Source organism: Arcanobacterium buesumense (assembly GCF_012563545.1).
Lineage (GTDB): Bacteria > Actinomycetota > Actinomycetes > Actinomycetales > Actinomycetaceae > Arcanobacterium > Arcanobacterium buesumense.
Window position 1 is genome coordinate 437112 of record NZ_CP050804.1, and the last position, 26003, is coordinate 463114.

The 26003-nt window shown below is 48.5% G+C and carries 21 protein-coding genes, 1 tRNA gene and 3 pseudogenes; 12 read left to right on the forward strand and 13 right to left on the reverse strand.

Features of this window, described 5'->3' with window-relative positions:
* Positions 1–154: 154 nt before the first annotated feature.
* From HC352_RS01935 to HC352_RS09175, 4 genes are all read right to left on the reverse strand, one after another.
* A complete protein-coding gene (locus HC352_RS01935; RefSeq protein WP_168917342.1) occupies positions 155–814 on the reverse strand; it encodes a response regulator transcription factor in 660 nt (219 codons plus the stop codon).
* Positions 807–1961: a sensor histidine kinase gene (locus tag HC352_RS01940; RefSeq protein ID WP_168917343.1), complete on the reverse strand. Its 1155-nt coding sequence runs from the start codon at positions 1959–1961 to the stop codon at positions 807–809. The genes HC352_RS01935 and HC352_RS01940 overlap by 8 nt, the downstream gene beginning before the upstream one ends.
* A 170-nt stretch (positions 1962–2131) precedes the next feature.
* Positions 2132–2356: an IS3 family transposase gene (locus HC352_RS01945; RefSeq protein ID WP_168917344.1), complete on the reverse strand. Its 225-nt coding sequence runs from the start codon at positions 2354–2356 to the stop codon at positions 2132–2134.
* 57 nt (positions 2357–2413) lie between these two features.
* A complete protein-coding gene (locus tag HC352_RS09175) occupies positions 2414–2575 on the reverse strand; it encodes a DDE-type integrase/transposase/recombinase (RefSeq protein ID WP_168917345.1) in 162 nt (53 codons plus the stop codon).
* A gap of 409 nt (positions 2576–2984) precedes the next feature.
* Here HC352_RS09175 and HC352_RS01955 point away from each other — a divergent pair, with 409 nt between their 5' ends.
* From HC352_RS01955 to HC352_RS01970, 5 genes and pseudogenes are all read left to right on the forward strand, one after another.
* Positions 2985–3251 (forward strand): hypothetical protein, encoded by a 267-nt coding sequence (locus HC352_RS01955; protein WP_168917346.1) that lies wholly within the window; start codon positions 2985–2987, stop codon positions 3249–3251.
* A 646-nt stretch (positions 3252–3897) separates the two neighbouring features.
* Positions 3898–4050, forward strand: coding sequence for a hypothetical protein (locus HC352_RS08970; protein WP_211080692.1), 153 nt, complete (start codon positions 3898–3900; stop codon positions 4048–4050).
* Positions 4051–4201: 151 nt separating this feature from the next.
* Positions 4202–4393: pseudogene (locus HC352_RS09180) on the forward strand (integrase core domain-containing protein); the annotation flags it as partial.
* 116 nt (positions 4394–4509) lie between these two features.
* Positions 4510–5720 (forward strand): annotated as a pseudogene (locus HC352_RS01965) (IS3 family transposase).
* A gap of 202 nt (positions 5721–5922) precedes the next feature.
* Positions 5923–7653, forward strand: a complete 1731-nt coding sequence (locus HC352_RS01970) for an ATP-binding cassette domain-containing protein (protein ID WP_168917348.1) — start codon at positions 5923–5925, stop codon at positions 7651–7653.
* A gap of 285 nt (positions 7654–7938) precedes the next feature.
* Here HC352_RS01970 and HC352_RS01975 read toward each other — a convergent pair whose 3' ends face one another.
* The 3 genes from HC352_RS01975 to glgX all read right to left on the reverse strand — a co-directional run bounded on the left by HC352_RS01975 (position 7939) and on the right by glgX (position 11218).
* Positions 7939–8322 (reverse strand): type II toxin-antitoxin system death-on-curing family toxin, encoded by a 384-nt coding sequence (locus tag HC352_RS01975; protein WP_168917349.1) that lies wholly within the window; start codon positions 8320–8322, stop codon positions 7939–7941.
* Positions 8319–8582: a type II toxin-antitoxin system Phd/YefM family antitoxin gene (locus tag HC352_RS01980; RefSeq protein ID WP_168917350.1), complete on the reverse strand. Its 264-nt coding sequence runs from the start codon at positions 8580–8582 to the stop codon at positions 8319–8321. Before HC352_RS01980 ends, HC352_RS01975 begins: the two co-directional genes overlap by 4 nt.
* A 452-nt stretch (positions 8583–9034) precedes the next feature.
* Positions 9035–11218 (reverse strand): glycogen debranching protein GlgX, encoded by a 2184-nt coding sequence (glgX, locus tag HC352_RS01985; protein ID WP_247645210.1) that lies wholly within the window; start codon positions 11216–11218, stop codon positions 9035–9037.
* A gap of 58 nt (positions 11219–11276) precedes the next feature.
* Between glgX and nudC the strand changes: the two genes are divergently transcribed.
* Together nudC and HC352_RS01995 are read left to right on the forward strand one after the other, a co-directional pair.
* On the forward strand, positions 11277–12161 hold the full coding sequence (nudC, locus tag HC352_RS01990; RefSeq protein ID WP_168917351.1) for an NAD(+) diphosphatase: 885 nt from the start codon (positions 11277–11279) through the stop codon (positions 12159–12161).
* 87 nt (positions 12162–12248) lie between these two features.
* Positions 12249–14249 carry an ATP-dependent DNA helicase UvrD2 gene (locus HC352_RS01995; RefSeq protein WP_168917352.1) on the forward strand — a complete coding sequence of 667 codons (2001 nt, stop codon included), beginning with the start codon at positions 12249–12251 and terminating at the stop codon, positions 14247–14249.
* Here the strand turns inward: HC352_RS01995 and HC352_RS02000 are convergent.
* Entirely contained in the window at positions 14216–15196 is a 981-nt protein-coding gene (locus HC352_RS02000) for a hypothetical protein (protein ID WP_168917353.1), read from the reverse strand. The two genes, HC352_RS01995 and HC352_RS02000, sit on opposite strands and share 34 nt — an antisense overlap.
* Positions 15197–15276: 80 nt before the next feature.
* Positions 15277–16635, reverse strand: coding sequence for a zinc-dependent metalloprotease (locus HC352_RS02005; protein ID WP_168917354.1), 1359 nt, complete (start codon positions 16633–16635; stop codon positions 15277–15279).
* Between the two features lie 138 nt (positions 16636–16773).
* Between HC352_RS02005 and HC352_RS02010 the strand changes: the two genes are divergently transcribed.
* On the forward strand, positions 16774–17889 hold the full coding sequence (locus tag HC352_RS02010) for a YlbL family protein (protein ID WP_168917355.1): 1116 nt from the start codon (positions 16774–16776) through the stop codon (positions 17887–17889).
* 4 nt (positions 17890–17893) lie between these two features.
* Here HC352_RS02010 and HC352_RS02015 read toward each other — a convergent pair whose 3' ends face one another.
* The gene (locus tag HC352_RS02015; protein ID WP_168917356.1) at positions 17894–18454 is read right to left on the reverse strand and encodes a PPA1309 family protein; all 561 of its coding nucleotides are present in this window, start codon (positions 18452–18454) and stop codon (positions 17894–17896) included.
* A gap of 142 nt (positions 18455–18596) precedes the next feature.
* Between HC352_RS02015 and HC352_RS02020 the strand changes: the two genes are divergently transcribed.
* The gene (locus tag HC352_RS02020) at positions 18597–21647 is read left to right on the forward strand and encodes a UPF0182 family membrane protein (protein WP_247645211.1); all 3051 of its coding nucleotides are present in this window, start codon (positions 18597–18599) and stop codon (positions 21645–21647) included.
* A 109-nt stretch (positions 21648–21756) separates the two neighbouring features.
* Here the strand turns inward: HC352_RS02020 and HC352_RS02025 are convergent, their stop codons facing one another.
* From HC352_RS02025 to HC352_RS02035, 3 genes are read right to left on the reverse strand one after another with little or no spacing between them, the layout of a single operon-like run.
* Positions 21757–22500 (reverse strand): hypothetical protein, encoded by a 744-nt coding sequence (locus tag HC352_RS02025; protein WP_168917357.1) that lies wholly within the window; start codon positions 22498–22500, stop codon positions 21757–21759.
* A complete protein-coding gene (locus tag HC352_RS02030; RefSeq protein WP_168917358.1) occupies positions 22497–23252 on the reverse strand; it encodes an ATP-binding cassette domain-containing protein in 756 nt (251 codons plus the stop codon). Before HC352_RS02030 ends, HC352_RS02025 begins: the two co-directional genes overlap by 4 nt.
* Positions 23249–23617 carry a GntR family transcriptional regulator gene (locus HC352_RS02035; RefSeq protein WP_369801281.1) on the reverse strand — a complete coding sequence of 123 codons (369 nt, stop codon included), beginning with the start codon at positions 23615–23617 and terminating at the stop codon, positions 23249–23251. The genes HC352_RS02030 and HC352_RS02035 overlap by 4 nt, the downstream gene beginning before the upstream one ends.
* A 210-nt stretch (positions 23618–23827) precedes the next feature.
* Between HC352_RS02035 and HC352_RS02040 the strand changes: the two genes are divergently transcribed.
* The 3 genes and pseudogenes from HC352_RS02040 (at position 23828) to HC352_RS02050 (ending at position 26001) form a co-directional block, all read left to right on the forward strand.
* Positions 23828–23901, forward strand: a tRNA-Met gene (locus tag HC352_RS02040).
* A gap of 237 nt (positions 23902–24138) precedes the next feature.
* A pseudogene (locus HC352_RS02045) lies at positions 24139–24873 on the forward strand (ISL3 family transposase); the annotation flags it as partial.
* Positions 24874–25266: 393 nt separating this feature from the next.
* Positions 25267–26001, forward strand: a complete 735-nt coding sequence (locus tag HC352_RS02050) for a YoaK family protein (protein WP_211080693.1) — start codon at positions 25267–25269, stop codon at positions 25999–26001.
* The last annotated feature ends 2 nt before the right edge of the window (positions 26002–26003 follow it).

Below are 26003 nucleotides of genomic sequence, written 5' to 3' on the forward strand. Positions count from 1 at the left end.
ACATTCAGGGTAGTTCATCTGATGTAACGTCATTTGTTTGCCGATGTGATAGCTGATGATTTCTCGGGCGGATAGCTTGTGTTGCTGTTCGTCCGAGATGTCTTTGGGCTGGCGATAGAAGCTAGGGGTAGGTTGTTCTGGTGGTATCGTGTGGCTAGTATCCGGCTTTGAGTGCGGTGATGGTGAGTTCGCCGCGGTTATTAAAACCGGTGAGGGTGAATAGTTCGCTGATATAGGAGCGGGTGGTTGCTTCGCTGAGGTTGAGTGTTTTGGCGATTGTTTTGTTGGGTTTTGCTTTGATAACGAGATCGAAGACTACTCTGAGATAGTGCGGGAGGTTTTCGATTGTGTCGATGAATTCTTGGTAGTCTTCCCGGCTTTCTTGGGTTTCAATATAGGTTTGGGTTAACAGGTGGCTGGGACGCGGGCTGAGTACATTCATACCTGCATGTGCTTGCTTGAGTAGTGTGGCTAGTTGTGGGGCTGGGATATCTTTTGTGAGAAATCCGCGCACGTTTGCTGCTAGTGATTGTGCGAGAGAGTTTTCGTGTTCGAACGCGGTGAGTATGACGACGGTGATGTGTGGGTAGTCGTTAGCTAAGATTTTCGCTGTTTCAATTCCGTCGAGGGTGGGCATATCAACGTCAATGAGGGCGATATCGGGTTGCGTGTGTGCAATAGTCGCAAGTGCTTCAGTTCCGTTCGATGCGGTTGCGACGACGGCGATACCCTCTTGGTGATCGAGTAGATTTGCTAGTCCTTCACGGATTATTTCGTCGTCGTCCGCGATCAGGAGGCGAAGAGTGTCACTCATAATGATTTCCTTGGGTTAGGGGGAGGGTGGCGATGATAACCCATTCGTTATCGTGGCGGAAGAAGGATAGGTTTCCGCCACTGGTGTGAATGTGTTGTTCGAGATTTGCTAGTCCATAACCCCCGGTGAGGTGAGTAGGGATATTCTGTTCGGCGATGTCGTTGCGCATGGTTAGGCTGATAGTGTTTGAGCTTAGTTCGATGATGAGGTCCACGATAGTGTTAGGCGGTGCGTATTTGAGCGCGTTAGTGGCAGCTTCACGGACAAATAGTGAAGTAAGGTTGATGGTTTGATGGTCTAGTTCGGCATCAAGGTGAGATTCGCTATCGATATTGAGTGTGATCGAACGAGTGGTGAGCATGGTAGAGGACATGGTGATCGCTTCGTCGAGGCTTTGCTGTTGTGCATGCGAGTCAAGGTTGAGGATTATCGGGCGTATCCGGTGTGCGGCGTTTTGTGCCATGTGGGATAGGGGATCAAGCTCGTGGGCTAGATGCGGATGGTTCAGGCTAATGTTTTGTGCAGTGATAGCGATCTGTGCTAAATCTTTCGCGATCGTGTCGTGAAGTTCGGCGGCGAGATTTGCGCGGATAGTCGCACCGGTTTTTTGAGCTACATTTTGTTTGTATATGGTGGTTTTAATGTGATTTATTAGGGCTTTTAAGATCAAGCTGGTAGATGTCACGAGCAGAAACACGACGAGTGTACTGATAATTCTATCGCTGGTGTCATTCGTCGAGGTGAAAATGTCGAAGAAGAATATTTGCGAAATTGTGAGCGCGATAAACGCTGGTAAGAACCATCCATGGATTATCCAGGTCATACAGATCAGATAAACACCCAAGGCAGGTAAGGCTAGGTGTGATGCGGCTGGCCAAAAAGATGACGCGAGGAAAATGAGTATGTAAAGGATTTGTGCCGAATATTTCCACGCGCTCACTGCGAGGGTAATTCCAAAAACGACAACGATCCACAACTGTGGCTGGTCAAGCCAAAGAACTGCTGGGTTCAATCCGATTTCTGCCAACATCATGAAAATAGCTAGAAATAGATAGATAGCTTTGCGTATCGTTTGTAGTGATGCTGAGACTGATGTGGTGTCTTCGGATAGTTGCCTCGCGTTGAAAAAGCTGTTAAGTTTTTGCACTCTTACACTGTGGCATATTTGAGTATTAAAAGCACGCTACAGGTACCTGTAGCAGCGTCATGATTATGCTGAATATTTGTAGTTATAGATATCCGGTAACATGCTTTATTTAACTCAGTAGGGACTGCTGTAGGTTTGGTTGAGAGTTTACCTTCTGATTTTTAGGCCGCTTATTTGATGGCTGGTTTTATGATGTCCTCATATTGAATCGGTGTTTGTTTACCGAGCCGGTTTTGCCGGTGGTTACGGTGATAGGTTCCCTCGATCCAGTCAGTGATCGCTACTGAAAGCTCGCCCCTACTCGCCCATGAGTGACGATTGCCTACGTTCTTTTGTAGCAAGGCGAAAAACGATTCCATCACAGCATTATCCCCACCAGCTCTCACACGCCCCATCGACCCTTTCGCGTCATAGGCGTTTAACGCGGCTTGAAATTTTCTAGAGCGAAATTGCTAGCCGCGATCGCAGTGAACGATAACACCACGAGGATTGCCTCGTTTCCTCATCGCATCTTTGAGCCCGTCTACTGCCAGGCGTGACTTCATTCGCGAACTAGTAGCACACTCAACGGTTCTTCTCGAGTACAAGTCTTTTATCGCACACAGATAGAGCATACCCTCCCCAGTTCAATGCTCGGTGATGCCCGTTACCCACGGCAGTGTTTAGGGCATCTGCACGCAAATGCCCCTTAAGTAGCCCATCATGAACAGCCGGGACAGGCCTGCCCTAACCCGAGCGATTCTTGACGCGTAAGAGTGGAGAAAATCTGGTGCTTGCTACAAATCCTCCATACCTACCGCACGCAGACCTTCATACCACGAGCAATCAGCTCGCGGTATGAACCGGTACCAAAAGTCAGTATCATCGGCGTGAATCTGGCAACTAGCTTGCAATATTTCAGCTTCTTGTTTCTCGCGAACACTAAGCTTATGGCTCATCCATTGAGAGAAAGTTTGTAAAAGGACAGTATGCTGGAGAACAATGTCATAACATCTACTAAACCGACGAGAGAATGAGATTGCAATGAAGTTAAAAAAAGTCTTCTTGGTTTTAGGGATTATCTGTGTGTTGGTCGGGTTTCTATTGACTATTGCATCGCTGAATAGTTCATACACTCTCAATATTCTTTTGGACGGTATTAGTTCGGGACACTATGCCGCAGATTCAGATTTCTCTGTTGCTGCGCTGCAAAAAGTTGCGTCATTTACAAAATATCTCTCTTATGGCGTTTTTTCTGAAATTCTTGGAATACTCTTTGTAATCGTAGGCTGGGATTCGCGAAGACCATGATACACATATGAAGAATATTGGTGGTGGATACTCAAACCGAGTATCCACCACCAATTACATTAAAGAGTGAAACATGCAGTTTTGTGAGCCATCAAGGAAATTGTTCCAGTGAAGATAGGAGTGTTCTAGATTTTTCGATCCAGGTGACTTGAGTGCTGCCTATTGATATCCTGCCTTCGGGCGGGGAGAATGGATGAATGGTGAAGTGGGCTTATATTAGGCACACTTCAGAACACATTATTCGTAAGTTGAAAAAGGCTCGCGAACTTAAGGAAGGCGGGGCGAGAACTCGCATCTGAAGCTTTTGTTGGGCCGGGTTGAGTTGAAAAAGTAGCGCGGAAGGAACTATGGGGTGGGAACTTCTAGGCCCAGCTCGCCGTCATGATGGGAATGGTATCTAGTTGAGCTGGCTACTTCCAAAGACTTGCCTGGCACATTGTTAGGCTCTCACACAGTGCTTAGCGGCATGCAAGATGCTACGATAGCAAATCTGTTAAGTGTCCTCCCTTGTGCTAGTGGATGCACGCATTTGCTAAGGACCACCGCCGGTGGGGACACCAGCGATGCTTGAATCAAGGCGCTAATAGAAGGATATGGAGTATGTCGGGAAGCCTTCTGCAGAAGCTCGCGTCAGGAAGGTATGCGTGTGCTACCCAGGAAGACGCGTAAGTGTTTAACTGGTGGAGAACACCGTAACGTTGCCCCTGGTCAATACCCTAAAGATGTGTGGTCTTTGGATTTCCAGTGTGATTCAGGCCCGGCATGGGAAGATGGTCAGCATATGTACTATCATCGATGAGTTCATTTAAGAACATGGTGGTAAACCACGGATGATCCGGGTGGATAACGGACCTGAAATTCATCTCCCGTGCTCTGGAAAGTTGGGCTAGTGAGGATCAAACGCTTCAGGCAGTATTCCACCGGGCCAGCCATAGTATAACGGGTTTGTTGAATCGTTCCTCAATCGAATGCGTGAGGAATTGCTCGAGGGTAACTTCATCGAGAATCCTTCTCACGCCCGCGTGCTCATCGGACACTGGTCACAGCTCTACGATAACTTCCCTACGCACTCCTCGCTGAGTTACCTTAGCCCACGACAATACGCGCAACGATGGAGAAAAGGAAACACGGTCAACACTTAAGCCGAGTGTTCCTAAAAACTAGGCCACTCCAATCACACTCGCACACAAGTATCTAGTGGGGTTGCCCTTGAATACCGGATGCCTAATTAGTGCGGACTGGGTGTTCGTACGGAAAGATGTTTGTTATGAGTCGTCAGAGGAAAAGAAACACGTAGGAATATCGCGTTGAGGCTGCTGGTCTTGTTACTGAGACTGGGATGACTATTGCAGAGGTATCGCGCGAGATTGGTGTTGGTCAGGTTTTGCTTGGTCGCTGGGTTAAACAAGAACGAGAGCGCAATAACAGTTCCGGGGAACGGACATGTGCCGAATTAGAGGCCGAAAACTCACGGTTGAAAAAGGAACTGGCTTCGATCGAGCTTGATAATGAGTTCCTGTCAAAAGCCAGTGCCTTCTTCGCTGCGAAGCAACACGAGAAGAGAAATACGAACTAATGCAGCGCGAGAAGGCTAACTACTTTATTGCCCGCTTGGTCCGTTTGCTTAAAGTTTCGCGTTCATGCTTTTATGCATGGGCTAAAAAGCAGGCCGTTATCTCAATTGGAGATGAGGAGAAAACCAGCTACTACCAGCAATTAGATGAAAAAATTTATCGCATGTGGGAACGGTCAGACAAGGTCTATGGCACACCACGTATTACTGCTGATCTTCATGCTGGTGGTGTGAGTATTGACAAAAAGACCGTGGCCAAATGCATGAAGTTGATGGCATTGAAGGTATTTTCCCGAGGAAGTGTGTACCCGTAAAAAAGTTGGTGATGCTTCGGTTGTTGCAATCCCTGATTTAGTGAAGCGAGAGTTTGACCAAGGCAGTGTGGACAAGGTCTGGATGTCAGGCATTACTTACCTTCCCACTGCCTTAGGATGGCTGTATTTGTGTGCAGTGAGGGATGGCCATTCCCGCAGGGTGTTAGGATTTGCGTTTAGTGCTGTTCAAAATACCGATCTCGTTGAACAAGCGTAGCGCATGGCGTACGTATTGCGTGCTAGCTTCCCCGGAGAGGTTAATTTCCATGCTGATAGGGGAACTCAGTTTACCAGTGCCAGATGTACCAGGTGTGCAAGAAACTGGGGATAAAGCAATCTGTTGGGCGCACTGGGGTGTGTTTTGATAATGCTATGGATGAATCTTTCTGGTCGACGTTAAAAACGGAATTTTACTGCCGCCGGAAGTGGATGACGAGGAAGGAAGCAACTATGGCAACAGCCAGGTGGATTGAGGAGGTTTACAACCGCAAACGCCGACATTCAAGCTTAGGGATGCTCAGCCCGGTACATTTTGAAAAACTAATCAGTAGTGGCCAAGCCACTGCCCAAAAAGCCGCTTAAAATCACTGTCCTGGATTTGCGGGTAACCCCATAGTTGCTGGGATAGTGCAGGACAGGATGGATATACTGTCGGTGATATTCAGAAAGGTTTCAATTCGGACTCTCTTGACTCTTGGGTTCAATGTGGCTATACAAGTTGCGATGGTTGGAAAGTCCAGCAACGTCTAATTAATTGTATGTATTAGAGCTATGGAGGTGTGCGGTGAAAACGTTTGATGAATATCCGGGGTGGTTGTGGGCGTTGCGGTATGGGTTTAGTGTTTCACGATTGTGGAGTGTTATTTCTTCTGTGCTGATTTTCGCGGTTGCGTTTCTTCCGGCTATTAACGTTGTGGTCGTGCGGTTCCTATCGGAGACCTTGATTGATGCGAAGTCTGCAATGCTGATGCTAGTTCTAACGGGATCCTTATTCGGTACTGGAGGAGCACTACAGCAAATAGCGAATGCGTCATCGCGGATAAATGCGCTACGGGTTAATACTCATGCTGGTGATCAATTCGATCGCAAAATGACCCATGTTCCGGCTGTATTATACGAGTCCGAGGAATTTATGAGCACGGTGCGCAAAGCACGCCAATGTATTTCTGAAGGGCATCCGTCCTCACAGTTTCAAGCGTCGATCAATATCGTCAGTGCAGTCATCACTGCGGGAACGTTAGCTGTTGCACTGTACGATTTGAGTGCGAAGGCTGCGTTTATTAGTATTTTTGCTCCGATCCCGACTGCGCTCGCATATGCCTGGTATGGCCGGCAAGAAGCAAAGTATTGGCCTATTGCTGCTGAGTTTAATCGTCGCTCGGTTTATTTGCAGGACCAGTTCTCCTATTATCGTACAGGTTCAGAGTTGGCTACCATGAACGCGACGTCGCAGCTGGCTCTAGGTGCGGCGCAGTCGCGTAGGGATTATCGGAAAATTCGTGAAAAGCTCGAAGGGAAGTCGGTTATTTCTGACTCTCTATCTGGCATGGTAACGACGGTGTTGTTCATCGTCGCTCTGGTGTTCTTGTATCGGGATGCGCAACATGAGGTCGGTGCGGTGTTCGCTGGAATTATTGGCTTGATGAGTGGTATTTCAGCAATGGCTGGAATCGGATATCAAGTAGGTGAGCTCGCTATTTCTATGCCAGCAAATCACCATTTGCGTGAACTGCTCCAGATCGATACGAGCAAACCACAAGAGTCCATCATCAGTGACGTGACTAGTGTGAGTGTTCAGAATGTCGGTGTTCGCTATGATGACCTTCAGGCTGTGCGAGACGTAGCATTCAATGTTGAGCAAGGCTCGTTGTGTGCGTTGGTTGGCGAAAATGGGTCTGGCAAGACAACGATGATCAAAGCACTCCAAGGAGTTCAAAATGACGTGAGTGGGTCAATCCTTGTTGATGGTAAAGCGTTGAACTTAGCAGATTCGCGGCAGTGGTTCGCCTTCGCTTCAGTGCATCAAGACTATGGCAGATACGAGCTATCAGTGCGAGATTTTGTGACGTTGGGTGTGCCAGAATCGGTCATTTCGGAAAGTAGTATTGCTGAGGCGATGCGCTTTGCTGAAGCCGAAGAGTTTGTAAGCGCACTTCCGCAAGGACTGGATTCGATGCTGGGAGTCCAATGGGGTGGAAGTGAGCTCTCTGGTGGGCAATGGCAGCGACTTGCGATTGCACGAGCTGTGCTCACCGACGCTCCAGTTTGGTTCATGGATGAGCCGACGAGCGCGGTGGATGCTCCAACCGAGCAACGCATCTTTGATAGGTTAGCGCGCGAGGCCGAGCGCAGAATCATCATTCTTAGCTCTCACAGAGTCTCCACGCTGCGAGGAGTAAAGAACATCATCGTTCTCAAGAACGGAACAGTGTGTGAAACCGGGTCCTATCAAGAGCTGATGGAAAACGAGACCGAGTTTTATCGCATGTTTAGCACTCAACTCGAAACCGCTTAAGGGGTCCTGGCGTAGCAATCAGCGAGCGTGGGTCCGGATCAGTGGCGTTCCTCGTCTGCCCGACGCCGATCGGCGGCTGGTGTCTCGTTAGCTGCGTATCACCCTATTGTGCGCTGTGCCGCCTATATGAAACATTAATGGTCGAAACAATACGGCCTAGTGCGAATAATGCCCGGTTAGTTCTCCATACTTCCGCCTAGCAGTACTGCGACTAAGGAGAGGGCTAGAGTGCTTGTTTACCGCGTTTATATACTGGGTGTTTTTACGGCTATGGTTGTTCTCGTTCTAGTGGATACGTGCCGTGTGGGATCCCAGCCAGTCATTGACGTAACTGAGTTCGGCGTGTGTGGCGATTTTTAAACCAAGTTCGATGAGTTCTTCATTTGTGGCAGTCAGCTCGAAGCCTTCAAGTTTCAGGTAGATGCCCATAATTGTCACTCCGGTTCGCTTGTTCCCATCAATAAATGGGTGGTTGCTAATGAGTGAATGTGCGAGTTTAGCAGCTCTGCGGATTGGATCGGGATAGAGGGGATAATGGTCGAAGGTCTGAAATGGGGTTGCGAGTGCAGACTCTAGTAAGCTTTCATCTCTTAGACCGTTTATTCCGCCAAAACGGTTGATTAAATAAGTATGTACATGTTCTACTTGAGCGCGACTTATGACTTTCATTTCGCAAGTTCGCGCAGTGCCTGTTCGTAATTATCGGCAAACTGGTGAGTTAGTTGGGCGATCACATCGTCTGCAACAGTCTCTTCCTGATTATCTATACTGACCGCGTTTTCTACGTCATCGAAACGCATCACAATATACTGAGGCCGATTGTTTTTCATAATGACCACTGGCCCGGACGATTCTACTTGCCGGGCCACTTTCGAAAAGTTCTGATTTGCCTCACGCATGGACACCATTGATTCAGAATTGACTAACATAAAATCATACCTCTATCGATAATTTGTAGGATAATTCTAGCCTACTTATGTGTTGATTGAAAGTATTTTTACACAACCGTCAAAACGAGAGGAAGGGAGCTAGCAAGAATAATCTAGCTCCCGAGTTAAAACCGCTAAGAGGTGTGTTCGACCGATGACCTTTGATCGCTACCTATTCGATGATGGCTATTTTATGGGTGCGGTCATGCTGACGTGTGCAGCGAAAATGTAGCGAATGCAGCGATAGCTTGATGATTTGCCTGTGAAGTCTGCCCGAATCCGCTATTGCAAAAGTGCTGCCATAACGGCAGTAGTTCGATTTTCCTCGCTAGGTTGAGACCCAAAAGGCGGATAGGCACGGTAGGATGCTATACAACGCTCTCATGTCGCTGGGCGCTTTTTTGCGCACGCAAAACACGAAACAACGCAGCAAAGTGCGAACAATGCCCGGTTTAGCTCTCCACACTTCCACCAAGCAATACCGCCACCGAGAACGGTGCGAGGGTCAGATGCCCACCGGGGGCAATATGCTCCGTGTGGTCGCGTGGGCGTTCCCATTGGCTGGCCCACATCAACTCAAAATCAGTACCGCGTCCCCACGGAAGCGTGACCTGTTCAGCCTGAGCCTGACCGTTAATAATCACCAACGCATCGCGACTTATTCCACGCCCCGAACGCAGCATTTGCACCAACCGGGCCTGGGGATCAAACCACGTGTAGTCCTGCATCTGGTTGCCAGAAGCGTCCAACCATTCCATGTCACGTAGCGCGTCGCCCTCGCGCGGACTGCCGGTAAAGAACTGGGTCGGGCGGAACACCGCATGTTCCCGGCGCAACTGCAACAAGAACGACGTCGTTGCCAACATGTTTTCTTCATGTTCGCCAAGCTCCCAATCCAGCCACGATAGCGGCGAATTCTGGCAGTACGCATTATTGTTGCCATGCTGGGTTTTCAAGATTTCGTCTCCGGCTGTGAGCATCGGAGTGCCGGCAGCCAAAATCAAACACGCCATCAAATTACGCGCCGATTTACGCCGCATCGTCATAATAGCCTCCGACGCGCTACCTTCAACTCCGTGATTCCACGACAAATTATTATCGCTACCGTCACGATTATCCTCCAAATTCGCGTCATTATGTTTATGCGAATAAGCGGTCAAATCGTTGAGCGAAAAACCATCATGTGCCGTCACAAAATTCACCGAGGCATGCACGCCACGTCCACCAGGGAGTCGGCCGTGGCCGAACAAATCAGCAGAACCAGCCATGCGGGTAGCTAAATCGCGCAAATCAGAACCGTGCCCGCCGTGAAGCATTGCAGCCGGCTCCGAAAGCCAAAACGAACGTAACGTATCACGGAACCGATCGTTCCAGTCCGCCGTCGGCACCGGGAACTGGCCAGTACGCCAACCGCCATAACCCACATCCCACGGTTCGTTAATCAGCTTCACAGTGCGCAGAACCGGATCGGTTGCCATCGCACTATAGAGCGGATGGTTCGGGTTGAAATTATCGCCCTCGCGCCCCAAAGTCACCGCCAAATCGAAACGGAACCCATCAACGCCGATTACTTCAACCCAGTAACGCAACGAATCCAACGTCATCCGAATCACTGACGTGCGGCGGAAATCGAAAGAATTGCCACACCCCGTGGTGTCCTTAAAGGCCCCCGGATTAGCTGAATCGTGGCGGTAGTACAGTGACGAATCAAGCCCCCGCCAGGAAACCGTCACGCCGTCTGTCCCAGCTTCACACGAATGGTTGTAGACGACGTCGAGCAGCACCTCAATACCAGCCGCATGCAACGCGGCCACCATATTCTTGACCTCGTCAAGAACCGCTTGCCCGCCAGCTTGTTGACTGCTTTCGGTGGCGTAACTGGGCTCGGGTGCGAAAAAGCCGAGCGTATTGTAGCCCCAATAATTCTCCAAGCCTTTATGAGTCAAAAATGGTTCACTCATTTTGGCATGAATAGGCAACAATTCGATTGCGGTGATACCCAACGATTTCAGGTGTGTAATCGTCGCAGGATGGCCTAAGCCAGCATAGGTACCACGTAGTTCTTCTGGCACGCCCGGCAGCGTCTTCGTCAACCCCACAATGTGAGCTTCATAAATAACAGTCTCATCCCACGGAGTATAGGGGTGACTAGTAGGGGCAGGAGTATATGGCAGAATAACACCGAGTGGGCCATAAGCGCCCGAGTCACGTTCGTCGCGCTCAGCAAAGTGAGGCGTGCCGTCGTCGTCAATAACGTATCCATACAAGGCAGGGTTTAACTGCGGAGATCGCCCCACCGCACGCGCATACGGATCAAGTAACAACTTTGCTGGATTGTAAACATGACCGGCGGCTGGATCCCAGCGTCCATCAGCACGAATACCATAGAGTTGACCAGCTTGGATGCCCTCAACATGACCAGACCATATGCCGTACATACCAGGGTTAAGAGCGACTTGGCGTTCAGAACTAGGATTGTCCGGATCAACAAAACAAGCCCACACAGCGGTTGCATGGGGTGCTTCGATAGCAATATCAACTCCACCATCAACTAGATGTGCCCCTAATCGTGGCGGAACGCTGCAGACTGGTTGTGCGAGCGGAGCATGAGGGTATGGCATATTTGTAATAGTCACGTCTTATATTGTGGCAAATTTATGTAGTTTTCGGGCGCTGAGGCGGTAAGGTTGTGCTGTGGATGAACTAACACACATGTATGATCCGTTAGTAGAGTGTTGGAATAGCAATGATATCGGGGTTAGTCCCGATCTGGTATTCGATGAAGATCGAGCCCGAATCATGTTGGTTTGCGACGGCAATATCGCGATGCAAGAACAAGAGATTTTCTGGTATCTCGGTCAATACGATGAAAAGGAGCTGATATATCTAGTCTCCGATGCTAACTATGACTATTTTGTGCATAGTCTTGATAGTGCTGGCGAAAATCTATTCAACAGTGATTCGAGAATGAGTGACCCGTTTGTTGATATTCGTACAGTGACAGGAGATATTTCCCCGAAGAACATGTTACTGATATGGGGTGCGCTGGCACTGAGTGCATGGCACCAGCGAGCTATGTTTTGTGAGAAATGTTCTCACCCGTTACGCTCGGAAGGTTGGGGACGACGACGGGTGTGCGGTTTAGGACATGTTGTTTTTCCGCGTACTGATCCGGCAGTTATTGTGGGAGTTATGGACTCCCAGCAACGCCTACTTGTCGCCCGGAATAGTCGTTGGCAAGTAGGGCGCATTTCGGTATTGGCAGGGTTTGTTGAACCAGGTGAAACATTTGAGTCCGCGGTACGACGTGAAGTGCGGGAAGAAGTTGGGGTGGAACTGGATAAGGTTCGTTACCTTACTTCACAACCTTGGCCTTTTCCTGGGTCACTGATGGCCGCATTTTACGGCACTACCAGCGATGAAGAAGTCAGACCGGATCATCAGGAAATTGCGGAAGCTTTCTTTATTACTCGGCAGCAGCTTCGTGAGCGAGTGGCCTTAGGCGAGTTATCTTTACCGCCGCGTGTATCAATTGGGCGAGCGTTAATTGAGCATTGGCTTGCCCGAAACGACGAATAATCCACAGGTTATCGGCGGCTCGGCACCTTGTGGGAGATCTTAGATAGACTGATGACTAGCATTTGAAGAGAAGAAAGAGGTGGGCCGATGTATGCGGATAAGTTATTGGAGTCTTTAGATCCAGATCAGCAAGAAGTTGCGCGTCATGTCACCGGCCCGATGGCAGTACTTGCAGGTGCTGGTACTGGAAAAACTCGCGCTATTACCCACCGTATTGCTTATGCAGTACACAGTGGCATATTTGATCCGCACAATATTCTAGCTGTCACATTCACCAATAAAGCTGCGTCAGAAATGCGTTCTCGGCTTCGTGATTTAGGAGTACGTCCGGTGAATGCACGAACATTTCATTCGGCTGCATTATCGCAACTACGTCATTTTTGGCCACAGGCGATAGGTGGGTATGTGCCAGAAATCAAAGAATCAAAACTAGCGTTAGTTTCGGGTGCTGCAGCATCGCTAGGATTTGAAACAAGCAAGCCAGCCATCAGAGATTTTGCTGCGGAAATCGAATGGTCGAAGGTTACGTTATGCCCGCCAGAAGAATATGTTGAACGCGCTACGCAACAGCAACGTGATTATGTTGCCGGAACAACCTATCAAGATATTGCTCATCTGATTTCACGATATGAAGATGTGAAAGCCGAACGTGGGGTTATTGATTTTGAAGATGTCATTTTGTTGCTTATTGGCATGATGCGGGACGAACCAGAAATTGCTTCAATTATTCGCCATCAGTATCGGCATTTTGTTGTTGACGAATTCCAAGACGTTTCTCCCATGCAATATCGGCTTTTGCAGTTGTGGCTTGGAGACCGGCGAGACTTGTGCGTCGTCGGTGATGTTGCGCAGACCATTTACTCATTTGCTGGTGCACAATCAACCTATCTTTCACAGTTTTCACAGCATTTTCCGCAAGCTAGCATCGTGACACTTCATCGTGATTACCGCTCTACTCCGCAGATTGTGGATCTAGCAAATACTGTTATTGGGCACCAAGATGTTCCTGGAGCAGTTCATCTCACATCAATGCTCCCATCTGGAAGGCCGGTAAAATTTGATGCCTATGCTGATGACACTGATGAGGCTAACCATATCGCCGGTAAGATTCTCTCGCTGGTAAATGACGGATTGAAATATTCAGATATTGCTATTTTATATCGTACTAATGCTCAATCAGTGGCGTTTGAAACAGCACTAACAGAAGCTGGAATACCAGTATCAATTAAAGATGCTGAACGCTTCTTTCAACGCAAAGATGTTAAAGAAGCAATGGTTACGTTGCGTTCTATTGCTCGTCTCCCGCAACACAAGGGGCTTGAGGACACCGTGATTGATGCACTTAAACAAGTTGGTTGGCGGCCAGAACCTCCGGTTGGACACGGAGCCATACGGGAGCGGTGGGATGCATTAAACACATTACGTGAAATTGCTGCTGCTATGGAAGAAAAACGGGACGCTTCAGTAGAAGAGTTTTTAGCGGAAATGGCTGAGCGAGCTGAAATGATGAATGAACCGGTATCAAATTCGGTTACGTTAGCCTCGTTGCACGCCGCCAAAGGACTAGAATGGCAAGCAGTATTTTTGGCAGGCATGAGTGAAGGTTTGATGCCTATTTCATTAGCGAAAGGCATAACTGGGATCGAAGAAGAGCGACGGTTACTATACGTCGGAATAACTCGTGCGCAACATGACTTATTTATCTCCTATGCTCGCGGTAATAGTGGGCGTGCAGATCGTAAGCGCTCGCGGTTTTTAGATGACGTCTGGCCACAAGAACTATCTCGGGCAACTCAAGCAAGAAAGAAATCAGCGCAGCAAGCCCAAGAATTCGATCTCTACCACAGTGAAGACAAAGAACTGTTAGCAGAACTTTTTCGATGGCGCCAACGTGTAGCTGATGAAGCTCAGCGTCAGCCTTATGTCATTTTCCACGAATCCGTTCTGCGTGACATAGCTATTAACAAGCCGCGCAATCTTGTTGAACTTGGAAAAATAAAAGGGATAGGAACAATTAAACTATCCAATTTTGGGGAAGATATTTTAGAGATTATTCATCGAACATCAATCGGTTCTGGCCGAGGCTGATCTTCGTAGTCACGGCATCCGCAGTCCGGATGTACCGGCATCTCGTAGCAAGCAGGGAGTGCTGGTTGCGGTCCAATCGTCATAATTTTATTCAACAATGTTGGTTCATGTTGATCTATCAAAGCCAAAATTTCTCGTGCTACATAGGCGCCAGCTAGTTCCATGGAAGAAATATCAGCGAGTATATCGGGGCGGCCAAATGCTTGCATCGCTAGATGTTGCCACATGGGATCGGCCTGTAAATGGTGTAAATATACGCACGAAGCGCAGGCAGAAATATGCGGTAGTGTTGTTGGGCCAACAATCAGATTAACTTCCTCAGTCCACGTATGAACGATTGGGACACCGTAGGCAAGCCATTGTGCAGTAGTAGCGGGATTAATAAGATGCGATCCAGATACCGCAACAACTGTTGGACGTGTAGCACGTTGCGGTGCACCTTGTGGCTGTTGTAAAAGACTTTTCCACGCCAGGCAACGAGGCATCCCACGAGATTGTTTTTGTAATAACGGATGATCGGTGTGTGTGACACTACTATTATCTTGGCATTCAATTCTTCCGACGCCAGCATCCGCAAGAATTAAGGCTGCCACACAACTAACGTAATCTCCGCGGGTAAAAAGAACATGGGCATGACGGCGCTGATGAGGTATCGAACCATGTAGGCGCACTCCTGCCACCGCGTCGGGAAAAGACAAGTCTTCACGAGTTAATACGTGAGCTTTATCGAGCATAGTGACAATCTCGTTAACCCTGGCGGCGGGCAAACGTAAACTCCGAATACGTGCCTTGAGCTCCAGTTCAGACTGCGGTGTTGATAACGAATCAACAAAAGCTAATTCAGACTTATTTAGTCCCGATAAAATAATGCCAGTGCGCGGATCCAAACCAATTTGAATCTGATCAGTATCGCGCCAAATAACAGGTAAACCGGGAATGATACGCATTGTGCCTCCTCTTAACGGTGGCACTAGATTAAGTCACGTTCTAACGATCTCAACGGTGTCAATCCACAGTTGTGGAGAAATTATTTGCTCTGATCTTCAGATGGACTATCATCCTCACTGTCAAGTAACTGAGCTAAGAAAGAATCCAGTTCATCTTCAATAGCAGCTGCTTGAGGCGAGAAAAATGAATCAAGATCGTGCAACTGCTCTGCTGATGGAAGTAAATCAGGGTGGGACCATAACGCATCGCGGCCTTCGTCGCCACGTTCGGTGGTTGCCCGATCCCAGAAAGCCACAGCCGCCCGAAGATCACGTGGCGCTAATTCAACGCCAAGCTGAGCACCCCAAACAGCTTTAGCTGGATGTGATGTAGCATTTCGGCGCGCAAACATTTCGCGTAAGGCAGGAGCATGCGGAATATAGGCGAGAACTGCACGAGCCGATACCGCAGAAACCCAGCCATCAATGAGCGACAAAAGATGTTCTAGCCGTGCGAGTGCATCTTTTTGAGCCGCTGATTGTTCAAGTGAAAAAACTCCACTGAAATCTATATCATTCATCGCTTGCGGATTGCTCAAATCAAGTTCGCGAGCTTGCTGTTCGATTGATTCCATATCAATCTCAATACCTCGAGCAAACTCAGTAACCGTATCAATAATGCGAGAACGTAACCAAGGAACTGAGGTAAAGAGACGAGCCGCGCCAGCTTCGCGAACGGCAATATACATCCGCACGTCATCGAGCGAAATATCAAGATCGGCAGCAAAATCAACAATGTTGGCATTGACTAAGGCGGCCGAAGAACCTTCCATCAGCGGTAAGCCAATATCTGCTGTTCCAAAAGAAGACACTGCTAGCTGAGCTAGGGCAGTACCATATTGAATACCCAAGAACGATGAGACCATATTGGTTAGCAACGTACTTGGATCGCCTATCATTCCAGACATCTTTGGCGGAAGTTGTTCTAGTTGCTGGCGCATCACATCACCAAATGCGCGGCTAATATTTGCACCAAGCGGGTCTAGAAGCTTGCGGAAAGTCGGTAATGAATGTGCTACCCAATCTAGGCGCGTCCACGCAAGGTTCGGTCCCGTCGTCGGATCAATACCCGTGACCGCATCAAGCCACAGCGAGGCAACTGACAAAGCTGAACGAACTTTATCGCCATCAGCGGCAGACAAACTATCCATATGGGAACGGACAATCGTATCGCGGGCAACTTCTTCAGCAATCTTCCAGTTAACCGGACCTTGGCCATGAGATCCAAGCATAGCTTTCAACTGAGCAGTAACTGCCTGGAATTGATCGGGGCTCATCGGCACTCCAAGAGCAGATGGATCCATCCCAGAATCTTTCATGGAGCGAATAACCTCATCGGCAGAATCGCCCATAATCGCTCGCAGCATTTCTTCCCACTGCTCATCATTATGCTCGGCCATAAAATCTCCTTATTTGCTGTCTCTTAAGCCTAACTGCCAACCTTACTTCCACACAACGTGGCTCACCGCCTGCGCGGTGAGCGAACGAAAATGATAATCAATTCTGCGTCGTGAGGATTCATCAGGCATGATGGAAGAGTGAAAAAAGTGACGTGGCCGGGAAAATCACCGGCAATTCCCGCAACTATCTTCGGAATGTTCCTCGTAGCCGCACTTGCGATGCCAACAAGTTTTATTGTCATGGCTCCTGGTCCAGCAGACGAAGTAACTGCTTCTTATGAAGGCCAACGCATCGTCGAAGTAAATGGAGAAGAAACATACCCCTCAGATACTCATCTCTACATGACAACAGTCTCGGCATATGGGAACGCGGATTCTGGGGCCAGTGGCGGGGTAGTAGTATCGGCACTTTTCGATTCAGCAGCTCGTATTGTTCCAGTTCGCGCATTGTATGCTCCACAAGAAAATAGTGAAGAAGTGTCATTGCGCGATCAGCAAATGATGGACTCTTCGCAAGATACCGCCGCTGCCGTTGCTATGGAACGCGCTGGGCTCGATGTGCATATGACTCTTGCTATCGTGGGAAACACGAATAAAGATGTGAAATTCCATGAAGGTGACATCATTACCGCTGTGAAAACTCCAACGATGGACGAACCACAGAAAATCGCAACATTTAGCCAACTGTCAACATTATTATCAACCGTCGATCCAGGAACAGATATTACTGTCAGCATTCTGCGAGATGGACAAGAAATGGAAGAATCTGTGACAACGGTTGCGCGCCAGCCAGAATTTGATGGGACAGTGAAGCCAGGATCGATGATGGGTGTGTTTATTTCCGTCACTGACGTCAGCTTGCCGGCTCAAGCCTCCTACATCATTGATGGTATTGGTGGGCCGAGTGCTGGAAATATTTTTTCACTAGCAATTTATGATCAGCTCACTCCAGGATCTTTAGGTGGTGACCATCGCATCGCTGGAACCGGTGCACTTTCATGGGATGGTACGATTCAGCCTATCGGTGGAATAGCTCAGAAACTAGTGGGTGCTCGTGGCGCAGGGGCGCAAGATTTTCTGGCACCAGCAGCCAATTGTGTGGAGACCCACGGGAAAGTACCAGAGGGCCTTCATGTGTGGGCAGTGCGCACTATTGACGATTCGATTAGCGCAGTTAAAGCGATTGGTGAGGGTAAAACGAGCGAACTGACACCGTGTTCTGCAGTTTCAGCTCCGCGTATCCCAATTCAGTAACGCTTTATCTCAGCGTGTCATCGAACGTGGCTTGGAGGGCCGCAGTTAAGCCTTCAACCAGGTTTTCGCCAGATAATACATCGTTGTCTGAATCATGTGAACGCATCCGGATAACGCTCCAAGTTATCCCCTCACGCAAGACGGCAACAACCATGCGTACGTCTTCACGTTGTGGATGGTGTTGTAAAAAGGCCATGGCTTCATCGTCGTCTTCGGGAATATCGGCTTCTGCCGACGGCGGTAAAACGATTCGTTCTGCCGAAATTGCTGCACCATCTACCTCTGGTGGCCAGATAATCTGGCCAAGGAGTTCTTCGAGGGACGAGGCAGGTGGCAGATCTTCTTGTTCTACGGAAAACAACACAGCTGGATCGGTGATCGATTGGGCGTGCACATCAGCTGGTAATTCGTTAGCAAGTTCGGGATTTTTTGCGAGTGCGGCTTGAGCTCGGACGAGTGCGAACATGCGGATCGGGCCATTCCAGCCACCAGTAGCAACATGGCGTTCAATATCCAATGTGGCATCGCGTAAAGATTTTTGTTGCGTAGAAAGTTCATTAGTCATAGGTAACATTGTTCCACAGTGTTCTCCGCAGGCATATATATAACGCTCCTATGGCTGTATATCTGTTGGGCAAGTAGGGTACGGTTATAAAAAGAGAATTTGTGTATTTACACAAATACCAAACGATGTGAAGGATAATGTTGTGACAACATCGACGCCGAATATGTCGCGCCCGGTTCCAAAACCAGGCAAGGTTCCTGGTGGCGCATTTACCCCAACGTTAATCGTGCTTGCTGTTATTGTGTTTGCCTTAGTTATTTTCGCCGAGTTTTGGACGGAAATGGCATGGTATAAGCAGATCGGTGCAGCGCGAGTATTTTGGACCCAATACGGAGCTGCAATTGGCTTGGGCGTGATTGGCGCTTTGCTTGCTGCGATTGTGTTTGCTCTTAATTTACGTGTTTCGCTTGGTAAAGCCCGATCTGACGACGGCGTTGTGGTTCCCACTAACCCGTTAGCAAAGAATATGGAGTGGTTCCGTCAGCACTCTTTGGTCACGTACGTACTTATTCCCTTAGCTATTGGGGCAATGTTTGGTGCCGGGCTTGCGGGTAGTTGGCGGACGTTCTTGTTGTGGTTTAACGGGACTTCTTTTGGTGTTGCTGATCCAGAGTACGGTTTAGATATTTCGTTCTTTGTTTTTTCGTTGCCAGCTTTGCAGATTCTGCTTGCTTTCCTTTCAACTTTGCTTGTTTTATCTCTGGCAGCGGCCGTCTGTGGCTATTGGTTTAATGGGGCATTTACGTTCCGGGGTAATAAGCCGGTCTTGAAGGGGAAAGCTCAGTTACATTTCGGCATTCTATTTGCTATCGGTGCCCTTCTTTTTGCCGGCAATTATTGGCTGGATCGTTACAATCTGCTCTTGGGTAATAAGCAACGTTTTTCGGGTGCAACTTATACGGATATTAATGCTTCTCAGCCCGGTTTAACTATTTTGGCGATTGCTTCTGCCCTCGTTGCGGTGATGTTCTTGTATGCCGGTATTGTGCGTCGCTGGAAGCCAGCAGTTGTTGGCGTGGCTTCAGTGTTCGGGGTGGCTTTGGTAGTAAATGCCGCCTACCCAGCGTTGCTCCAACGTTTCAAGGTTGATCCTAATGCTGCCGAATTAGAATCTGCTTATATTCAGCGCAATATTGATGCCACACTAGAGGCTTACGGGATTTCTGGCGTAGAAACTCAACCGTATGAAGCGCGGACAACTGTTGAGCCTGGTCAGTTGCGTCAAGATTCGCAAACGACAGCTCAAATTCGATTGCTAGATCCTAATATCGTGGATCCGTCATTTAATCAGTTACAACAAAATCGGCAGTATTATTCGTTCAAGGCGCCACTGACTGTAGACCGTTACACGATTGATGGTGAGCTACGCGATACCGTGATTGCGGTTCGAGAGTTAAATCTTGAGGGTCTTGATAATGAGCGCCGATCTTGGGTGAATGATCATACTGTTTTCACTCATGGTTTCGGAGTGGCTGCTGCATACGGAAACACTGTTACCTCTAAGGGTGACCCGGCATTCTGGGAAGCGGGAATCCCGTCCACTGGTGAGCTCGGTGATTTCGAACCACGCGTCTATTTCGGCCAGCAATCCCCAGAGTACTCGATCGTGGGTGCGCCGGAATCTTCCGAACCGTGGGAGCTCGATTATCCAAACGATAATGCTCCCAACGGTCAGGTCAATAACACCTACACCGGTAACGGCGGTCCATCGATTGGCAACATGTGGTCTAAGCTCATGTTTGCGATCAAGTACCGTTCTACTGAGTTGTTCTTCTCGGATCGTGTCACGGATCAATCGCAGATTTTGTTTGACCGCGACCCGCATCAGCGCGTTGCTAAGGTTGCACCATATTTGACGCTTGATTCGAAGGCTGTTCCAGCAGTGGTCGATATGGATTCAAATCCGGATACGCCATCTGAACTCGTATGGATTATCGACGGTTATACGACGTCGAACAACTATCCGTACTCGGCTCGCGAGACTCTTGATGAGACTACCCGCGATGCCACCAACCGATCTGGCGCGTTGATTGCCGGAGGTACGAACGAGATTAACTATATTCGTAACTCGGTGAAGGCTGTTGTCAATGCTTATGATGGCAAGGTGACGCTCTTCCAGTGGGATGAAAAAGATCCGATCTTGAAGGCATGGCAAGGTATTTTCCCAGGTCAGGTCACTCCGTTGGCCAAGATGCCAGGTGATTTGATTGCTCACGTGCGTTACCCGAAGGATCTGTTCAATGTGCAGCGTAGCTTGTTGGCCCGCTACCACGTTGATGATGCGTTGTCATTCTACTCCGGTGGTGACTTCTGGCAGATTCCACGCGAACCAACTGGCCAGTCGGAAAATGATATGAATGCTCCGGCACAGCCACCGTACTATTTGACGTTGCAGATGCCAGGTCAGGAAGAGACGTCGTTTTCACTGTCAACCTCCTATATCCCTGGTGGAAACACCAAGCGTAACGTGATGACTGGTTTCTTGGCTGCTGATTCTAATGCAGGCAATGAGACTGGCAAGATTGCGCCGGGATATGGAAAGCTGCGCCTTCTTGAACTGCCACGTGACTTAACTGTTCCAGGCCCTGGCCAAGCACAGAATACAATGTTTGCTAATCCGAAGGTGTCAACAGATTTGAACCTGTTGCGTCAAGGTGGCACCAAGGTGCTTGAAGGTAACTTGTTGTCCTTGCCTGTCGGTGGCGGTCTGCTTTATGTCCAGCCGGTCTATGTTCAAGCGTCAAAGGGTACCCAGTATCCAACTTTGCAGTATGTGCTGACGCTGTTTGGTGATTCAGTTGGTTTTGCTCCAACCTTGCAAGAATCACTTGATATGGTCTTTGCTGGTGACGCCGGTGTGAATGCGGGCGATGCGAACATCGTGGGCGATAAGGCTGCGCCAGTTGATGGTGATAAGGTCAAGGTTCCTGGAACTGACGGCACTGATTCCGATTCCACGAAGCCCACCGAGCCAGTGAAGCCAGCTCCGGCGTTGCCGAGCGCGCCGGCAGGCACTCCCGCCGCCGATCTGAATACGGCGCTCAATGATGCGAAAGCAGCGATTCAATCTGCTGATGCGGCGTTGAAGTCTGGCGATTGGGCAGGTTATGGGGAGGCTCAAAAGAAGCTTAATGAAGCTATTACTCGGGCGGCTGAGGCTCAACAAAAGGTTGATGCACAAAATCAACCGTAGGGTGTAGGTAATCAAAAATGGCGAGCATACTGCTCGCCATTTTTGATTACGGTGGTCAACGCATCACTAATCGTGCCAGAAGTGTAAAGTCATTCGCTTCTATCAGGCTTTATCCGCGACGCATTGGAAACCGGTAGAGGAGTAGCCAGCTCAATACGGCCATGAGGAGGCTGAAAGCTATCAGTAGAACGCATAACAGCAGATCGTTGTTAGCCAGGTCAAAGCCAATAATCAGCTGAGGTATCCACGTTCCAACGTTTCCTATGAATAATCCCACGGCTAGCGGAATGCCGATGAGTAGGCTCATCCCTATCCACATTGAAAATCGCAGGAAAACGGCGGTGACTAGAAGTGCTAGTTGCGAGATTACGATACAGATCAAGAGAGTATCGACCACAGTTGTGAGGGAAAACCCTGTGAAAACTGCTGCTCCGGTGAATATCGTGCCACCGATGAGTAAGCAGATCAAGGCAGTGATTACGACGGTGGTCAAGGCCGCGAACGCTTGGCAGGTGGCGTAGATCGTGCGACGATTTACCCCGGCAGCCAACCAGGCTCGGGCGCCTTCTCCGAAAACAGCTATGAACAAACCGGCAGAAACTATCGGCAGAAGACCTGACAGACCCAGCGTTGTTGCGCCAACAACCGTTGGCAGTTGACCGAGATCCCCGCTTGGTGGGATCGATTGCAATTCAACGTCGAAGAATTTCGCGCTGAGTTGCAATCCGCCAGAAGCGCCAAAGAAATATGCAGTGCACACGTTAATCACATAGATACCAGTAATCAATCCTAAGGCCCATATAGCAGTCAGACGCAGTTGATGAGTGAAAATGAGACGAGAGATGAGTTTCATGAGTTCCTCCGAGTTGCTGCGATGAGAACATCGGTGAGTGAAGCGAGGGTGTTTTCATTCGAATACTTTGCGCGTAAGTGATCGGCGTTGCCGGTTTCTTTCACTGCGCCGCGATCTAAAATAACGACGTTTTCGATCATGTTTTCGATTTCGTTAACCAGGTGTGAAGAAATGATGATCGTTCGTGGATGTTTGACATAGTCGGCTAACAAGGCGTCGTAGAATTCTTGGCGCACTACTGCATCCATGCCTATGTGTACTTCATCGAATATTGTTAGTGCGCAACGTGAAGCAAGACCAAGCGAAGCAAAGAATGCTGATTTTTGTCCGCGAGAGAGTTTTTTGGGTTTACGCTTAAGGTTGATCGACCATTGATCGAGAAGTTCGAGGCATAGCTCGCGGTCAAAGTTGGGCCGGGTGGCTTGCCACAGCGCGATCGTTTCGTGCATCTTTTGTTCCGTAAAGACCGATGTCTCATCTGAAACTAGGGCAACATGCTGCATAAGTTCGCGGTTTTCCCAGATAGGTTGCGATGAAGTTTGCCCAGCCCAGTTCATTTGCACATGACCGGAATATTTCAGTTGTCCAGCCAAAACCATTGATAGTGTAGATTTTCCACATCCGTTACGCCCGAGAAGGCCGGTGATTGTGCCCGCTTCAAAAGTGGCAGACACCGAGTCAAGAGCGCGGTGGCGGAAGTATGAGTAGCTAGTTTTTTCAGTTATGACGTGCAACGGTGGATTCGGTATCATTTGTGCTCCTCCAAAATCGAAAGAACTAGGGTTTGGATTTTGTGTGCATCAAATCCAAGTGCTAATCCGTGGTTGATAGCTGGTAATAGAACGGAGTCAAGGTATTCTTTTTGTCCTTTAGCGCGTAGGAGAGCTGGAGCCTCATCGGTGATAAACATTCCGATTCCGCGCTGTTTGTAGACCAAGCCCTCTGCCTGCAAAATGGCAAATGCTTTGTTGGCTGTTGCCGGGTTAATCCGGTATGTAGTGGCGTATTGTGTGGTTGACATGAGTTGACTTCCTGGTTGCAGATCACCGTCAAGTATTCTGCGGCGAATATCTTCGGCAATCTGTAGGTATATTGGCGTGTTTGACTCAAAACGCATCTGTTTTTCATCATTCACAGACATCACCTCGCTAGCTGGTTAGTTACATAACTAATTAACTACTTAACGTGCGCGGTGTCAAGCGGTTTAATGTTTTCCAGTTAAATGTGTTGTGGAGCGTAGAGCGTGGGTAAATCGTGTGACGTGAGAAAGGGCACCTGTTTCTATCTTGAACTTAACGCCTCATCCTCCTAAGCTAGTAAGTACCGACGCGGGGTGGAGCAGTTCGGTAGCTCGCCGGGCTCATAACCCGGAGGTCCCAGGTTCAAATCCTGGTCCCGCAACTAGAAAAGCCGGAATGTTAACTAAGTGTTGATATTCCGGCTTTATTTTTATGCGATGGGTGGACTGGTGATCCCGTGCGTTATAGCGGCTCTTCGTGTTTTAGCGGGGTGTGGAGATGCAGAAGTGGTGAAGGTAGTTCATGCTTAGAGTGTGAATCAAAAACTTGAACGTACCTTCACCGCTTATGATCCTACCGTAATTCTTGCTCGGCTTGTGAGTTTGAAGTCACTACGGTATGTGACGTCGAGCATCATCAAATCATTGATATTATCCCAAGCTGTAACTACATAGACGTAGCCCGCTATTTAAAAGACCAGCCCAACGCTTGGAAAGCACGAATCCGTTATGCCACTTTAGACATGAGCCCAACATACCGTGCTGTGTATAACGTGGTATTACCTCAGGCAACTCAAATAGCTGATCATTTCCATGTGATTACGTTAGCCAATCGTGTGTTAGATACTGTACGTAGACGCGTACAAAATCAGACCTTGGGACACCGTGGGCATAAAAAAGATCCTTTATACAAGATTCGGCGTTTACTGACATATGGTAGTGAAAAACTACTGCCAGCAATGGTCCAGCGTCTAGAAAGCATGCTTGTGTTAGGAGATCCTCACGCTGAAGTAGCGATTGCGTATCGGATAAAAGAACGCTTACGAGAGTTTTATCAGCAAACAGATCTTGGTGTTGCGACCACCATGCTTGCAGAATTGATACAAACATGCCTGGATGTGGCTATGCCCCCAGAAATTCAGCAGCTAGGACGCACGCTACAACGATGGCAGCTTCAAATCTTGGCGTATCATCAAACGCATCTTTCTAATTCCATCACCGAGGCGTTAAACAATCTCATCAAACGTATTAAACGTATCGGATTTGGGTTCACGAATTTCAACAACTATCGCATTCGTGCATTACTGTATGCCGGTAAACCTAACTGGAGACTGCTGCATAATATCTTCGTGTAACCTGTTTACCAGTGAGAAGATCACAAGGCATTTTCTATCATCGAGTGTTCCTCGCACTAACAACAACGGGTTAACAAAGACAATGTATATTGCTTACTTTTGTATAGTTATTCCGGGCCACTAAAAATCTCATCACCGCCACATTAACGGCAACGAAAACACAGCTACTAACTTTAAAATCACTACACCAGCACTTGATACTAGGCCTGTAAACCCACCGAGTAACAACGTTTCACCCCGCTAAAACGCGAAGAACCCTTTTACTACAGCAATGCCTGGCGTCAGTAGTTGTCTGGTGTTTATTGATGAAGTTATGAAGGATGAGATTCTCTATGTGAATGGGAATAAAAGAAGTGTTTTGGTGGTTGGGGAAGTGGTAAAACGGGAGAGAATATGTATATCGTAGTACGGCAAGTAAAAGAAACACTATTCCCAGTCGAGGGCAATCCGCATGGTCCATTGCCTGCATATTTTGTGTTATGGACGGTAGTAACTGGCTTAGTGGATGCATACTCGTATCTTGTTTTAGGACGAGTGTTTGTTGCTAATATGACGGGCAACGTGGTGTTTGTAGGATTTGCCCTGGGTGGAGCTCCCGGGTTCACGTGGTGGGCGTCTATTTTAGCTATCTGCGCCTTTATCGTTGGTGCTTTTACTGGCGGGAAGCTCCGGCGTAGCCGTCTTGGTAACCATCGGGCGCAATTCTTAGCTGCAGTGATGACTGTTCAACTACTGCTTATGCTTTTTGCTATGGGGACGTCGTTGCTTCTTAACTCCACACTACAGTTGGTGGGACTTGTGGCGACTATTAGTTTATTGAGTACGTCGATGGGGTTGCAAAATGCTTCTGCGCGAGCTATCGCTGTTCCAGATTTGACGACAACCGTTTTGACGTTGACTATTACTGGGTTGGCTGGTGATGGAAGCCCGGTTGGAGAAAAAGAGCATAATGTTGGCAGACGTCTTGTCTCGATACTCGCAATGGCATTTGGGGCTTTTGTGGGAGCCGGATTTATTGTGCACGATCTGCCGATAGCTGTTTTGATCATGGCAGTTATTTTATTGAGTATTATTTTATGGCGATTGCTCGTGCATTCGCGGGATACTGAAGAATGGGTGAAACGATAACA